The 15,249-nt window shown below is 38.8% G+C and carries 17 protein-coding genes; 12 read left to right on the top strand and 5 right to left on the bottom strand.

Annotated elements, in window-relative coordinates; all coding sequences use genetic code 11:
* Positions 1-29 precede the first annotated feature (29 nt).
* From lptB to ASG14_RS14705, 6 genes are all read left to right on the top strand, one after another.
* The gene (lptB, locus tag ASG14_RS14730; RefSeq protein ID WP_056871844.1) at positions 30-770 is read left to right on the top strand and encodes an LPS export ABC transporter ATP-binding protein; all 741 of its coding nucleotides are present in this window, start codon (positions 30-32) and stop codon (positions 768-770) included.
* Between the two features lie 9 nt (positions 771-779).
* Positions 780-2,300, top strand: a complete 1,521-nt coding sequence (locus tag ASG14_RS14725) for a GH3 auxin-responsive promoter family protein (protein WP_056871843.1) — start codon at positions 780-782, stop codon at positions 2,298-2,300.
* A 44-nt stretch (positions 2,301-2,344) separates the two neighbouring features.
* Positions 2,345-2,776: a YkvA family protein gene (locus ASG14_RS14720; protein WP_056871842.1), complete on the top strand. Its 432-nt coding sequence runs from the start codon at positions 2,345-2,347 to the stop codon at positions 2,774-2,776.
* The gene (locus ASG14_RS14715) at positions 2,754-3,080 is read left to right on the top strand and encodes a DUF2752 domain-containing protein (protein WP_056871841.1); all 327 of its coding nucleotides are present in this window, start codon (positions 2,754-2,756) and stop codon (positions 3,078-3,080) included. The genes ASG14_RS14720 and ASG14_RS14715 overlap by 23 nt, the downstream gene beginning before the upstream one ends.
* 12 nt (positions 3,081-3,092) lie before the next feature.
* Complete coding sequence (locus ASG14_RS20435) at positions 3,093-3,572, top strand: CCC motif membrane protein (protein ID WP_200940354.1); 480 nt, start codon at positions 3,093-3,095, stop codon at positions 3,570-3,572.
* A 107-nt stretch (positions 3,573-3,679) separates the two neighbouring features.
* Positions 3,680-4,090 carry a BrxA/BrxB family bacilliredoxin gene (locus ASG14_RS14705; protein WP_056871840.1) on the top strand — a complete coding sequence of 137 codons (411 nt, stop codon included), beginning with the start codon at positions 3,680-3,682 and terminating at the stop codon, positions 4,088-4,090.
* A 90-nt stretch (positions 4,091-4,180) separates the two neighbouring features.
* Here the strand turns inward: ASG14_RS14705 and cdaA are convergent, their stop codons facing one another.
* Complete coding sequence (gene cdaA / locus ASG14_RS14700; protein WP_056871839.1) at positions 4,181-4,972, bottom strand: diadenylate cyclase CdaA; 792 nt, start codon at positions 4,970-4,972, stop codon at positions 4,181-4,183.
* A 175-nt stretch (positions 4,973-5,147) separates the two neighbouring features.
* Positions 5,148-6,008: a dihydropteroate synthase gene (gene folP / locus ASG14_RS14695; protein ID WP_056871838.1), complete on the bottom strand. Its 861-nt coding sequence runs from the start codon at positions 6,006-6,008 to the stop codon at positions 5,148-5,150.
* 98 nt (positions 6,009-6,106) lie between these two features.
* Here folP and ASG14_RS14690 point away from each other — a divergent pair, with 98 nt between their 5' ends.
* From ASG14_RS14690 to ASG14_RS14675, 4 genes are all read left to right on the top strand, one after another.
* On the top strand, positions 6,107-6,652 hold the full coding sequence (locus tag ASG14_RS14690) for a DUF1599 domain-containing protein (RefSeq protein WP_056872072.1): 546 nt from the start codon (positions 6,107-6,109) through the stop codon (positions 6,650-6,652).
* Positions 6,653-7,804, top strand: a complete 1,152-nt coding sequence (locus ASG14_RS14685; protein WP_056871837.1) for a BT_3928 family protein — start codon at positions 6,653-6,655, stop codon at positions 7,802-7,804.
* A complete protein-coding gene (locus tag ASG14_RS14680; protein WP_056871836.1) occupies positions 7,805-8,860 on the top strand; it encodes an ABC transporter permease in 1,056 nt (351 codons plus the stop codon). It begins immediately after the preceding gene.
* A gap of 159 nt (positions 8,861-9,019) precedes the next feature.
* Positions 9,020-9,541, top strand: a complete 522-nt coding sequence (locus ASG14_RS14675; protein ID WP_056871835.1) for a shikimate kinase — start codon at positions 9,020-9,022, stop codon at positions 9,539-9,541.
* 1 nt (position 9,542) lies between these two features.
* Here ASG14_RS14675 and crtD read toward each other — a convergent pair whose 3' ends face one another.
* Genes crtD through ASG14_RS14660 form a run of 3 tightly spaced genes read right to left on the bottom strand, consistent with a single transcriptional unit; the run spans position 9,543 to position 13,244 of the window.
* The gene (gene crtD / locus ASG14_RS14670; protein ID WP_056871834.1) at positions 9,543-11,009 is read right to left on the bottom strand and encodes a 1-hydroxycarotenoid 3,4-desaturase CrtD; all 1,467 of its coding nucleotides are present in this window, start codon (positions 11,007-11,009) and stop codon (positions 9,543-9,545) included.
* Positions 11,010-11,024: 15 nt separating this feature from the next.
* Positions 11,025-12,728: a M28 family peptidase gene (locus ASG14_RS14665; protein ID WP_056871833.1), complete on the bottom strand. Its 1,704-nt coding sequence runs from the start codon at positions 12,726-12,728 to the stop codon at positions 11,025-11,027.
* A gap of 57 nt (positions 12,729-12,785) precedes the next feature.
* Positions 12,786-13,244, bottom strand: coding sequence for a DoxX family protein (locus ASG14_RS14660; protein WP_056871832.1), 459 nt, complete (start codon positions 13,242-13,244; stop codon positions 12,786-12,788).
* Positions 13,245-13,515: 271 nt separating this feature from the next.
* Between ASG14_RS14660 and ASG14_RS14655 the strand changes: the two genes are divergently transcribed.
* A complete protein-coding gene (locus ASG14_RS14655; RefSeq protein ID WP_056871831.1) occupies positions 13,516-13,626 on the top strand; it encodes a hypothetical protein in 111 nt (36 codons plus the stop codon).
* Between the two features lie 138 nt (positions 13,627-13,764).
* Positions 13,765-15,183 carry a 23S rRNA (uracil(1939)-C(5))-methyltransferase RlmD gene (rlmD, locus tag ASG14_RS14650; RefSeq protein WP_056871830.1) on the top strand — a complete coding sequence of 473 codons (1,419 nt, stop codon included), beginning with the start codon at positions 13,765-13,767 and terminating at the stop codon, positions 15,181-15,183.
* The last annotated feature ends 66 nt before the right edge of the window (positions 15,184-15,249 follow it).

Below are 15,249 nucleotides of genomic sequence, written 5' to 3'. Positions count from 1 at the left end.
AAATCGTAAATTAAAAATCGTAAATACGAATGATATTAAGAGCCGAAAATCTGGTTAAAAAATATAAACAGCGTACCGTTGTTAATGATGTGTCTTTCAACGTAAGTCAGGGAGAAATTGTGGGTTTACTTGGGCCGAATGGTGCTGGTAAAACCACTTCTTTTTATATGATTGTTGGTTTGATAAAGCCAAATGAAGGAAAGATCTTTTTGGAAGATCAGGATATTACCGAAGATGCCATGTATCGCAGGGCGCAAAAAGGTATAGGCTATCTTGCGCAGGAGGCATCGGTTTTTAGAAAACTGACTGTAGAGGAGAACATTCTTGCTATTTTGGAAATGAGCAAGATGAGTAAGGAAGAGCAGAAAGAGAAACTCGAGGAATTGATTAACGAGTTTAGCTTGCATAAAGTTCGTAAAAACCGCGGCGATTTACTTTCTGGAGGCGAACGCCGGCGTACAGAAATTGCCCGTGCCCTGGCGGCAAACCCTAATTTTATACTTCTTGATGAACCTTTTGCCGGAGTTGACCCAATTGCCGTAGAGGAAATTCAAAGTATCGTTGCTAAATTGAAACACAAGAATATCGGCATTTTAATAACCGACCATAACGTTCAGGAAACGCTTTCCATTACCGACAGAGCCTACCTTCTTTTCGAAGGAAAAATTCTTGAACAGGGTGTTCCTGAGGTTTTAGCTGAGAATGAAATGGTGCGCAAGGTATATCTTGGTGCAAACTTTGTGTTAAAACGTAAAACCTTTGAAGTTTAAATCGGTATTATGGCAATCGTAAATTCAATTTTTACCTGGTTGATGAAGAAGCGAATCCATCAGATTGAGCTTTTTATGAAGTATCCTTATGATGTTCAGGAGGAGTGGTTTCATAGCCTGATAGATAGTGCAGAAAATACAGAATGGGGAAGGAAATACGATTATAAGAGTATTTTAACCACCCAACAGTACCAGGAGCGGGTTCCAATTCAAAATTACGATACGTTGAAGCCATATATTGAGCGCATGCTAAATGGCGAGCAAAATATTTTGTGGCCGTCAGATATCAAGTGGTTCGCAAAATCATCAGGCACAACGAGTGATAGAAGTAAATTTATTCCCGTTTCAGAAGAATCTCTGGAAGAATGCCACTTTAAAGGTGGTAAGGATATGTTATCCATTTATTGTAACAACCGGCCTGATAACCAAATGTTTACTGGTAAAGGATTGGTTTTAGGCGGAAGTCATCAGGTAAATCAATTAAACGAGGATTGTTTTTATGGCGACTTATCAGCCGTACTGATTAAAAACCTTCCGATTTGGGCAGAATATTACAGAACTCCGGATATGTCTATCGCCCTGATGGACAATTATGAGATCAAGATGGATAAAATGGCGGAGGCGACTATTCATGAAAATGTAACCAGCATTTCCGGCGTGCCAACCTGGACAATTGTATTGGCTAAAAAGGTTTTGGAATTAACCGGGAAAAAGAATCTACTCGAGGTTTGGCCAAACCTGGAACTTTACGTTCATGGGGCGGTAAATTTTACGCCTTATCGTGAACAATTTAAACAACTCATCCCCTCTGCCGATATGTACTATCTGGAAACATACAACGCATCGGAAGGTTTTTTTGGAATTCAGGATCAGGATAACTCCGATGAGATGTTATTAATGCTAGACTATGGCATTTTTTATGAGTTTGTTCCGATGGAAAACATTGGTGAAGAAAATCCGAAGGCGCTCTTGTTGGGCGAGGTTGAAATCAATAAAAACTATGCAATCGTTATCTCAACCAATGGCGGCTTATGGCGGTACATGATTGGGGATACCGTTCAATTTACCTCTTTGCTGCCTTACCGTATTAAAATAACCGGGCGAACGAAACATTTTATAAATGCTTTTGGTGAGGAAGTAATTATAGATAATGCTGAGCAGGCGCTAACCAAAGCATGTACGGAAACCGGTGCGGGGATTAAAGATTATACTGCTGGTCCGATTTATTTTAAAGGCGAAAAAGCAGGTGGGCACGAATGGATTATTGAGTTTGACAAACAGCCTGATAATTTTGAGAAGTTTGTTGATGTGATGGACAATACACTGAGGGAAATAAATTCTGATTACGATGCAAAACGTTTTAAAGATATGGCTTTGTGCCGCCCGAAAGTTCATAATGTACCGGCCAATACTTTTTACGATTGGTTAAAAACGAAAAATAAACTGGGGGGGCAACATAAAGTGCCGCGTTTAGCGAACGAGCGAAAATACCTCGATGATATTTTAGAAATGCTGAAATCCAAAGCATAAATACTTAAATTAAATTTTTACGTTGGTTCATAATCACTTAAAGCATGAAGTTTAACAGGAAAAAGATATTGGATTTCTTTAAAAAGTCAGAAAGCAAAGCATCAGCTATACTTAATGATAAAGCTAAAGCCAGCAATACGATTAAAGAAGCGTTGGGTAAAGCTGTTTCGAACAAAGGCGAACTCGAGGGCGTTTGGGCAAAAATGGTGTTGCTTTTCGCTATTGCCAAAGATTATGTAAACGGCGATTATACCGAAATTCCGAAACGCTCAATTATTGCCATTTTAGGCGGGTTGATTTATTTTCTATCGCCAATTGATGTAGTGCCTGATTTTGTTCCGGTTTTGGGATTTATTGATGATATTTTTGTGCTCAATCTGGTTTACAAACAAGTTTTGAAGGATTTAGAGAAATATAAAGTATGGAAAGACACTCAAATCGATTACATAGAAGATGCTGACGCAACAGAAATCTGATATATTTGATTGGTTAAGTGGCCATTTGCTAAGTTGCCCTTTCAAAGCGCAGTTCGGTTTCGACTGTCCGGGTTGCGGTTTGCAGCGTTCCGTTTTAGCCCTGCTAAAAGGAAATCTGGTCGAATCTTTCAAATTCTATCCCGCAACAATTCCGCTTCTTGCATTATTGATTTTTACCTTTATACACCTTAAAGTTGATTTTAAGTTTGGTGCCCAACTTATTAAATTGGTGTTTACGGGTATTGCGGTAATTATCTTAATCAACTACATTTACAAAATATACAACCATCAACTTATAAACTAAAAACGTCCTTTTATGTCTGAAGAACAAGAAAATCCTCAACAAAATCCATTAGAACCAATAAAGAGCAACATTCCGCCTGCCGAACCCGTACAGACGCCGCCGGTAACGCCTCCGCCATTTCAGCAGCAGCCACCATTTGGCCAGTTTGGAAATGGCATGGGACAACAGAATTTGCCAAATGCTACTGTTGCATTAATTTTGGGCATTTTATCCATTCCAGCCTGCTGCTGTTATGGATTAGGTTTGGTATTCGGAATCGTGGCCTGGGTTTTAGCGGGAAAAGATATAAAACAGTATAATTTAAATCCCGGCGCTTACTCTTTATCATCTTTAAAAAATACCAAGGCTGGTAAAGTTTGTGGCATTATCGGTGTAATTTTGAGTGCGCTTTACATTGTTGCCCTTGTTGCAATGATTATAGCCTTTGGATGGGCAGCGCTACGCGATCCAGAGCTTATGAAAGAGTTGTTAAGAGAAAAAGGTCTTAAGTAAACATTTTTCTAAACTTAATTTTACCTTAAAAATATAAATCGAACGGCTCATGCTGTTCGATTTTCTTATTTTTGTAGTCTGATATTGTAAATAAAAAACTCACGATAATGTATCCAGAATATTTAGTAGAGCCAATGCGTAAGGAATTAACTAACGTAGGTTTTGAAGAATTAAAAAATGCTGAAGAGGTAGACCAGGCCATTAAAGGCGAAGGAACTGTTTTGGTTGTTGTTAACTCCGTTTGTGGTTGCGCGGCAGCAAATGCACGCCCGGCAGCGAGAGCTGCAGCAGCACACGAAAAACATCCTGATAAATTGGTAACAGTTTTCGCCGGAATGGAGAAAGAAGCTGTTGATCAGGCTAGAAATTACATGATGCCTTTCCCGCCATCATCACCAGCAATGGCTTTATTTAAAGATGGTAAATTGGTTCATATGATTGAGCGCCATCAAATTGAAGGCCGCCCTGCCCAAATGATTGCCGATAATTTAATTGGTGCTTTTGAACAATATTGCTAATTAAGCAGAAGCTAAAAAAGCAAGGATTAATTTAAATAATCCTTGCTTTTTTTATGTTCAAGTTTGTAAAGAGCTTTGATTTTCTTAATACTAGAAATCTTTGTTAAGTAACTTTTCAAGTTCTCCGAAAGACACATTCATTCTAACTCTTCCTTGTTTTGCGTAAGATATTTCTCCTGTTTCTTCCGAAATAATTACCGCAACTGCATCGGTTGTTTCCGAAACACCTATACCGGCTCTATGCCTTAAGCCAAATTGAGATGGCAACTGGTCGTTATCGGTGAGCGGTAAAATACAGCTGGCACTTTTTATTTTATTTTCTGATATTACCACAGCGCCATCGTGCAGCGGACTGTTTTTCTGAAATATGCTTTCAAGTAATCGTTTAGATATTTTGGCATCAACAACCTCACAGCTGTTTGCAAAAAACTGTTCATCATAAAATTTTACAAAAACGATTAAGGCGCCTGTTCTGGTTTTCTTCATCGTTTTACAGGCGTCAATTATTGGCTTAATCCGCGTTAGGTTATTGCGTTCAATTTCCTTTCGACCGAATAAATAGCCCCACCAGGCTTTATTTTTTTGAAGAAATGCATTTTTTCCAATCAGTAAAAGAAATCGCCTGATTTCAGGGTGAAAAATCACGATAAGTGCAATGATACCAACACTCATAAATTTTTCTATGATTGTTGTAAGCAACTTCATATGCAGAACGTCTACAACTTTGTAAAACACTGCTATAATGAGCATACCAACCAATAGGTTTACGGCTAAGGTATTGCGGATCAGGGTGTAAACGTAATAAATCAAAAGCGCAACCAGCACAATATCTACCACATCTGTTACGGTGAATTTTACGAAGTCGAAATCTAATCCTTTCATCAGCGACAAGATAGTTTTTTTTGTTTGATTTGGTTTATTGTTCGAATTGAAAAATTGTTGAATTGTTTAACTCTGCAGCTATTCAGTGTTCAAATTAATTATCCGATTCGTGAAGTAAGTCACTAGTAATCGTCAACTAAGCGTAGCATGTAACGAGCTAAAAAACGTTATACAATTAACCCGGCAAGTCTAACCGTTCAATCAGTTTTACACATTCAACTGCCTCTTTAACATCGTGAACCCTTAAAATTTTAGCACCTTTTTGCAGGGCAATTGTGTTGAGTACTGTCGTTCCATTTAGCGCTTCGGCAGCGGTATTCCCTAAAACTTTGTAAACCATTCCCTTTCTCGAAAAACCGGCCAGAACCGGGAGATTGAAGATTTGAAATTCCTGCAGCTGGCTCAAAAGTTCGTAGTTATGATCGGTTGTTTTACCAAAGCCAAAGCCTGGGTCGATAATTAAATCATGAACTTTCAAGCCTTTTAAAATACTGATTTTTTTGGCGAGATAATCCATAATATCGAACAGAACATTTTTGTAACCTGGGTTTTGCTGCATTGTTTGTGGGGTTCCAAGCATGTGCATAAAAATGTAAGGAACCTGCAGCCTGGCTACCGTCTCGAACATATTCTCGTCGAGCTCGCCTGCTGCAATATCGTTAATCATATGCGCACCGGCCATAATGGTTTCTTCCGCCACTTTTGCTCTAAAAGTATCTATTGAAATTAGTGCTTCCGGCAGGTTTTTATGCAGAGCTTCGATAACTGGAATTAATCGGCCAAGCTCTTCATCCTCAGAGATATTTGTAGCACCCGGTCTGGAAGAATAGCCGCCTATATCTACAAAGGAAGCGCCTTCATTTAAAAATTCTTCTGTTTTTTTTAGCACCTCGTCGATAGATTTGGTGCGGCTGTTGATGTAAAATGAATCTGGCGTAATGTTTAGAACCCCCATCACTTTTGGCGTACTTAAGTCAAAGATTTTTCCTTTAATATTCAGGCTTTGTTTTGCTTCAAAAAAGTTTTTTTCTACCATATTAAGCCCTTTCGGGATTTGGGTTTCGCATTAAAAATGTATCTTTAGCTTTTGTTTTTTCTAAACAAAAATACATTAAAACTAAATAATTATTGGCCTTGGCACAAACAAATACCGCTACCGAATTTGATGATGTGATTGCAGTTTGCAGATCCTTATTCCTAAAAAAAACGAAAGATTATGGTACTGCATGGCGCATTTTGAGGCCGAGTTCGATTACCGATCAAATTTTTATAAAGGCCCAACGAATCCGCACTTTGGAAGAAAAGAAAGTGAGTATGGTGGGTGAGGGAATCACCTCAGAATATATTGGGATTATCAATTATTGCGTAATTGCAATGATGCAGCTGGAGCTTACAGAAAACGACCCGATTGAACTGCCTTTTGATGTGGTGCAATCCGTTTTCGATGCCAAGGTAAGTGAAACGAAAGATTTAATGTTTGCGAAAAACCACGATTATGGCGAGGCATGGCGAGATATGCGCATAAGCTCGTTAACAGATTTGATATTAATGAAGATTTTCCGTGTTAAGCAAATTGAAGATAATGATGGACAAACACTTGCATCTGAAGGTGTGAGCGCAAACTACCAGGACATGTTAAATTATTCGGTTTTTGCATTGATAAAACTTGGCGTAAAATAGATGAAGAACACAGCACTAACCTTTTCGAGAATATTTGTAGGCATTTTATTCATCTTTTCCGGATTGATAAAAGCAAATGATCCTTTGGGTTTTGGCTACAAACTTCAGGAGTACTTTGAAGTTTTTCACATCGACTTTTTAAGTCCGATTGCTACCGGAATCGCTATTTTTCTTTGCACGTTAGAGGTGGTTCTTGGTGCCTTACTTTTGCTCGGTTTCTGGGGCAGAAAGGTAAGCTGGGGCTTGCTTTTGCTCATCGTGTTTTTTACAATACTTACGTTCGTTTCTGCATTTTTTAAAGTGGTAACCAGTTGTGGTTGTTTTGGCGATGCAATTCCGCTAACGCCATGGCAGTCGTTTAGTAAAGATTTAGTGCTCCTGGTGCTTATAGTCTACATTTTTCTAAACAAGGCTTTAATCCGGCCGGCATTTAAAAGTTTTATAACGCAGCGAAATGTATCGATAGCGGTTATCCTAATTTCACTTTTATTCGGTTTGTACACCTACAATTTTTTACCTGTGGTAGATTTTCTGCCATATAAGGTAGGGGCCCATATTCCGTCGCTTATGGTAATTCCTCCCGGAGAACAACCCGATGAATATCAAATCATGTATCATTTGAAAAATAAGGCTACAAAAGCTGAAAAAGACATGAGCGATAAGGAATACCTTAAAACCGAAATTTGGAAAGACAATAACTGGGAAATTATTGGTGAACCTTCCAAAACGCTTGTTAAAAAAGGTTACGAACCTAAAATTAAAGATCTTATCATAACCGATGCTTCAGGAACAGATTATACAAAGGAACTTATCGAAAATCCTTATTACAGTTTGGTTTTTGTTGCCTACAGTCTAAATGATGCTAATCTCAAGGCAATTGGCGACCTAAATGCTTTGGCAATGAATGCAACGCAGCAATTTAATATACGTACGGTGCTGCTTACTTCAAATTCTGCTGTTGATGCGGAGAAGTTTATTAAAAAGACCAATCTTTTTTCCGAGGTGTTTTATGCGGATGCCGTTCCACTAAAAAGTATGGTGCGAGCAAATCCGGGGGTGCTGCTTTTAAAAAACGGTGTCGTAATTAACAAGTGGCATTTTCATAATGTGCCTACATTCGAGCAGTTAAGCACTAAATATTTCAGCAAATAAATGTTAGCCTATATCATAAAAAAACTTCTTTATGGCTTGCTGGTTATGGCGGGGGTTGTATTTGTTGTGTTTGTGTTATTTAATATTCTGCCTGGCGATCCTGCGAGGATGACGATGGGTCAGCGAGCCGATGTTCAATCGTTAGAAGCTGTAAGAAAGGAATTTGGCTTAGATAAGTCCAAACCAGTGCAGTTCATTCTATATGTGAATGATTTATCCCCGATTTCCATCCTTGATAATGACAGCACTGCACAAAAAAAATATCGTTTCGTAAAGCTGCTTGGTTTCAACGAAAAGGCTTTAGTTATAAAGTGGCCTTACCTCCGAAGTTCTTATCAAACCAAAAGAGATGTTACTGCGATACTCTCTGAAACTGTTCCGAACACTTTTGTGCTGGCGCTAACTGCCATGATTTTCGCCACGATTATTGGTGTTTTTCTGGGTGTGCTTTCTGCCGTTTACAAAGATTCCTGGGTCGATAAATCGGCAAATGCTTTCGCTATTCTGGGTATCTCAGCACCATCTTTTTTTGCCGGTATTATCATCGCATGGTTATTTGGTTTTGTATTAAGCAATTATACCGGCTTAAGAATGAGTGGAAGTTTATACAGTTATGACCCTTTTAAAGGTGAAGTTTTAACGCTTCGCAATTTGTGGCTTCCAATGATAACTTTAGGACTAAGGCCTTTAGCCATTATTGTGCAGCTAACCAGAAGCGCCATGCTCGATGTTCTGGCGCAAGACTATATCCGCACGGCCAGGGCAAAAGGTTTGGGTAAAAATGCAATCATCTATAAGCACGCCTTAAAAAATGCGATGAACCCGGTGATAACTGCTATTTCTGGATGGTTTGCATCATTATTGGCAGGTTCCTTTTTTGTTGAATACATTTTTGGATACAATGGCTTGGGCAGAACAACGGTTACTGCGCTGGAAATGTCTGACTTTCCGGTAGTTATGGGTTCTATTTTGTTTATTGCCTTTGTGTTTGTGGTGATAAATATCTTGGTCGATATTCTTTATGCCTACATTGACCCAAGGGTGAAACTCGCGTAGAATTATAGAAAAATTAGTGATCTACGTATCACTCATAACTGTTCGCTCAGAATCATAATACCATAGTTAAACGGTTAATTTTAATAGCTACACACTAATTTTTGCAAACATTAACAACTTTATAGAAATCGAATCGCTTAATAGAAAAAAAGTATAAGAATGAAAATTTTTCTCGTTGGATATATGGGCTGCGGAAAAAGCACCAAAGCCAAGCAACTTGCACATCGGCTAGTTTGCCCCGTGATAGATTTAGATGCAGAAATTGTAAATAAATCGGGTAAAACAATTGCAGAATTTTTTGAAGCTTATGGCGAAAATGGTTTCAGGGCGTATGAAAGTGAAATGCTTAAAACATATAACTACCCCGAAACCTGCGTGGTTGCAACTGGCGGTGGTTTGCCATGCTTTTTCGACAATATGGACTGGATGAATGCGCATGGTGAAACCGTTTATCTCGAAATGGAGCCATCACAACTGGTTTCGAGATTGCATAACCGCCAAAAAAGGCCATTGATAAAGGATTTAAACGATGAACAGCTCCTTGAGTTCATCAAACTAAAACTCGAAGAAAGAAACGCCTTTTATAGAAGATCAAAAATTGTTATCAACGCCTTCGATTTAGACGCTGAGCGATTGGAGGAAGCGATACGAAATGCTGAAGGCCGGGCAGCTAATAAATAAGCTAAATATCAATGAGATCTTGATCGATGATTTTTGCAGATAATAAAGCTAATGGGATGCCACCTCCCGGATGCACGCTACCGCCGCAAAAATACAGGTTTTTTATTTCCGGACTGAAATTGGAGTGCCGTAAAAATGCAGCGAATTGATTGTTGGAACTGTTTCCGTATAGCGAACCCTGATAAGAGCCTGTTCTGCTTTCTATCGTCCTGGGGTCTAAAATTTGTTCGCAGGCGATATTAGCCGATATATCTGTTTTTAAAATTCTGTTGAGTTTTTTAAGTATGTTTTGCCTGGCTAAATCAATAAGTTCGTCCCAGTTTTGTCCGTTATTTGCAGGCACATTAATCATTACAAACCAGTTTTCATTACCTGCAGGTGCATCATTTGCAATGTGTTTTGAAGTAATGTTGATGTAAATTGTCGGGTCGTCATATATCGACTTTTCTTTCCAGATTGCATTAAATTCTGCCTCGTAATTTTCCGCAAAGATAATATTGTGTAAGCCTAAGTCGGGATAGATATTTTTCATTCCCCAATAAAAAATCAATGCTGAACTGCTCCGCTCCTGGTTTAAAAGCTTTTTAGGTGCCTTGAAATTTTTCAACAGGTTTTTGTAAGTAAACCAAACATCTAAATTGGAGATGACGACACTCGCTTCTACCAACTTTCCATTAACCTTTACACCTGTTATTTTTTTCTGCTCGGAAACAATTGCTTCAACAGGTTTATTGTAGTGGAATTTAACGCCCAAATCTGTTGCCAGTTTAACCAAAGATTTTACAATTCCATACATGCCATGTTTGGGAAGAAAAGCTCCGAAATGGTATTCGAAATGGGGAATGACGTTGAGTGTAGCCGGCGCCTGAAATGGATTTGAACCATTATATGTTGCATACCTGTCAAACAGTTGTGAAATACGGTTATCTTTAAAAAAACTTTCGTTTGCCGCATGCTGAGAACGAAAAGCATCAATTTTGCCAAATCGAAATACAGATTTGAGGGTATCTAGATGCAGATAACTTTTCAATTTGTGCAAGGTTCGTTCGAGGAAAACTTTGTGGGTTACATCATAAATTGTTGCACTCTTTTTTAAAAATCTTTTAATTTCTGCTGCAGAAGAATTCGTTTTTTCGCCCACTTCGTTCGCAAAAATTTCCACATCAGAAGAGGCCGTTAGCCGGAGGCCGTCCTCATAAAAGTACCTGCAAATCTCATCAAGTTTTTCGTATTCAAAATAATCCTTGGGTTCTTTTCCCGCCAACTTAAAAAGTTCATCAACATATTGTGGCATTGTAAATAAGCTTGGACCGCCGTCAAATCGAAAACCGTTCATTTCAATTTGCGATAGTTTTCCGCCGGGATAATCATTCGCTTCAAAAACCTGTACGTCAAATCCTCTAACGGCCATTCTTATGGCAGATGCGATGCCTGCAATTCCGGCCCCAATTACTACTACTTTCGGCATATGAAATATATAAAGCTATTTCAACGCCTCCACGTACGCTTTTGTTTGTTTTTCCAATTCGAGCGTGGCCACTTTTATTGATGAACCAATTCTGGTTGTTTCGGCCTTCACCGGCATTTTATTTATTGTAGCTAAAGCATCAATATACCATTTACTCCAGGTTTCAATAATGTGCTGTTCATCAGCAACAGGCTTTCCTGCTGCAATTGCTTTTTTACTCAATTCAAACTCCGTTTTTAATCTTGTTAAAGCATCCAATTTAACTTGTGTAACGGTTTTACTTGCCATATTTTCATCGGCAGAGATTAATGAATACGCAGCTGTTAAAGCACTGATGCCCACATTTTTCATTTCCGTTGGAGAAACTTTATCTATCCTATCGTTATCTGTGTGGTAAAATACATCGGTAAAGTGCCACATCAATAAACCGGGAATTTTAGCCTGAAGAAATGGCGTGTGGTCGCTTCCACCTTCGAAAGGATTATAATTTACCGTCCAGTTGGCAAACTTACCCTGGGATTTACAGATATCGAAAATAAAATCGTTGAAGTAATGCGGAAAAAGGTCTTTTTCTTTCACGTCTCCGGCGCCCCATTCGGTATGTTTATCCGTGCCACGGGTCCAGATAGCAGAAGGGTCGGGCATTTTTTCAATCAGAAATGACCCGCCTGTTTTTTTAGTGTCCTCACCAACCATATCTAAACTCATTCCCCACAAAATACCTTTTGCACGTGCTGTATCTTCGGTTATGTATCTTCTGGTCGATACAATTTCATCGCCCCATAAAAATGTGAGAGTACGTTTTGGGATTATCTTTTTTGCCTGATAAAGCTCGGCCGTTAGCCTTGCCATTTCTGCCAGAGTACCAACGCCGCTTGCGTTGTCGTTTGCGCCCGGTTCCTGCACGTGCGCACTGAAAACAAACCGCTCGTCTGCTTTTTCGCTTCCTTTTACGTTTGCAACAACCGTTAATTCTTCCGACTGGTAGATTTTGGTCTCGATATTTACCTTTAGCTTTGTTGTACCTTTTTTACACTCCGCTTTAAGTTTTTCTTTCGCCGAATAAGACAAAAGCAACGTCCAAACCTCACTATTGGCCCGCATGCTTCCAAATTGAATAGAAGTTTGATGTACTTCTGGTTGCGTATATTTTGGCATCGAGTAGCCAAGAACGCCAATGGCACCAGCCTTAACTGCGGTAGGCAATAACCTCGAAGGGTTACTCTCTGAAAACAGTATTTTGCCTTTCAGATCCAGTTTTTCCATCTCGGCTGGCACAATTTTATCGATAAATACCACATCTGCGGTAACGCCCTCAGCAGGGGTAGACACGCAGTTTATCGGAATCATGTTGCGATTTGTTTTGAATGAAATTAGCGGCTGAGCTGTTCCGAGAATTTCTATACTAGCGTTGATGGGTTCCCAGGTTTTGTTTTTCATCGCCCGCTTTTCGATGCGATAGGTTAGTGGCGCTTCAAATTCATTTTGCTTTTGCTCCACAAAACCGGCTTTTTTCAGAATACCTTCAACGTTACGAATACTGGCATTAAAGCCCGTATTGCCCGGAACTCTAAAAAACTTTTCCACAAAAGCCGTAGTTTCATAGGCATTGTTCTCTTTAAAACCGGCTCTTGTAAGCTTGAAATATTGTTCCGTTGTATTTTGGGCGTAACTCGAAAATCCCACTAAAAGCAGGCCTGTAAAAATCTTAGTTTTCATTAATCAGTTATAAAGGCTGAAAGATACTAAGAATACGCTTCAATGTTGCGTTTTACTTCAATCATAACGCTTACCTTTTCTATTTTTTAATCCTTCATCAACGGATAACGGACCAGAGCCGGTTACCCAAAACAAAACAAGTAAAAACAACACCAAAACCGAGAGCCATAACTCTGAATTTGGCATTGAAAAGCCTCGCGTCAGGTTTACAAATAACACGGCGCATAACAATATCGGGATTTGAATTACCGCTGCAAACCTTGTTACCAAGCCGAGCGTTAACAAAATGCCACCAACTAAATGCGCAAAAGCAACAACATGAATGGCAACACTAATAAGCACCCCAGAAAACCCAAATACATTGTTTTCGACAATTAGATTTTGTAATGCCGAGGTATCGCTAATGAAAGAAACACCTTTGCCAAAAATTACCAGGCCTAACAGGATGCGAAGAAAATCGAGCCATTTTGATTGATGAACATCTCCCCAGTGTTCAATTTTACGGATAACGTTCATGATGAACCTCCTTTTTTTGAATTGTTATATTAAGTTACCTATTTAATTTGGTTTAATCAATAACAATTTGAAAACTAAATATTTAACAAAATCCAGCTTAATTTCGTGCTTCTACCGGTTGACTTGTCTAATAAATGATTTCAAAATTAATCAAAAGGTAATTTGAGCGACTGCTAATTTATACATCAGGAATTAACATAAAATTAATTTGAACCGTTTCGGTTTTTGGTCTAAATTTTGTATTATTGCTTAAATACATAAGTTTTTTATCATGAGCAAAGAAATATTGGACTTTTCCGTACAGGTAGATGAAAAGTTCGACCTAAAATTTAACTGGGCCGATGGTTTTTGGGGCGCAGCTTTTAAGTTTTTTGGAAAATAATTTTCACCAACCAAACATTTCTCAACGAACAGTTTTACGTTCGGGGCCAATACTATTGCTTAAATTTTTAATAGTTCTTTTTATCTTCCGGCTTTCTGCCTTCAACCTTTAACCTCTTTTTTCTATCTTTGCGGCATAATGAGTAGAAGAAAACCTGGTGCGGTAACTATAATTCCGAATGTGCATGTAATCGATATTGCGGAAGAAGGAAAAGGTGTAGGCAAAGCTGATGAGTTGGTTGTTTTTATAGACAAAGCGGTGCCCGGCGATGTTGTTGATGTTCGGTTAACAAAAAAGAAAAAGAATTTTGCGGAGGCCGTAATTGAACAGTTGCATGAAAAATCGACATTACGCACCGATCCTTTCTGCCAACATTTTGGTACATGCGGCGGTTGCAAATGGCAGCACATGGGCTACCAATCTCAGTTAAAATTTAAGCAGAAGAATGTTGAAGCAGCATTACAACGTCTTGGCAAGATAGACACCTCTATTGCCGAGCCGATTTTGGGTTCAGTGAAAAACAGGTATTACCGCAACAAGCTGGAATTTACTTTTTCTAACAAACGGTGGTTGGAAAAAACCGACATGGAACGTGAAGATAATTTCGATATGAATGCCCTTGGTTTCCATGTTCCATTACGTTTTGACAAAATATTGGATATTGAGCATTGTTATTTGCAGGATGATCCATCAAACCAGATTAGAAATGCTGTTCGTAAGTATGCTTTGGAAAATGAGGTTTCATTTTATGATTTGAGAAACCACGAAGGCGTTTTGCGTAACCTTATCATCAGAACTTCCAGTACTGGTGAAATCATGGTAGCGGTTATTTTCGCTTATCCGGAGCAGCGCCAAATTGATTCGATGATGACTTTTCTTAAGGTGGAGTTTCCGCAGATTACCTCCTTACTTTACATCGTAAACCAGAAAAAGAACGATACTATTTTTGATCAGGAAGTCAATGTTTTCGCTGGTCGCGATCATATTTTTGAGGAAATGGATGGCATCCGTTTTAAAATCGGTGTAAAATCTTTTTATCAAACTAACTCAGAACAAGCCTTTGAGCTTTATAAAATAACGAAAGAATTTGCGGGTTTCGCTGGCAACGAATTGGTTTACGATTTATATACCGGGGCCGGAACCATCGCAAATTTCATTGCAAAAGATGTTCGGCAGGTTGTGGGTGTAGAGTATGTTCCGACGGCAATTGAAGATGCAAAATTTAATTCTGAGCTGAACGGCATCGGCAATACTATTTTTTATGCGGGTGATATGAAAGATATTTTAACTGCCGATTTTGTTAAAGAACATGGAAAGCCAGATGTTGTAATTACCGACCCGCCAAGGGCAGGAATGCATGCGGATGTGGTACAACGTTTGCTGGAAATGGAAGCTGAAAAAATTGTTTATGTAAGCTGCAATGCTGCAACGCAGGCAAGGGATTTAGAGTTGCTTAAAGAGAAATATGATGTTGCCCGGATAAAACCTGTAGACATGTTTCCGCATACGCAACATGTAGAAAATGTAGTTTTATTAAAATTTAAAGGATTTAATTGAGTGATTTGTGGAGTGGTTTTTGGCAAATAGTTTATTCATTTAGTCCCATTCAATCAATCAGTCATT

Origin of the sequence: Pedobacter sp. Leaf194 (assembly GCF_001423945.1) — a bacterium.
Classification (GTDB): Bacteria; Bacteroidota; Bacteroidia; order Sphingobacteriales; family Sphingobacteriaceae; genus Pedobacter.
This window is presented reverse-complemented; position numbering and strand designations above follow the sequence as displayed.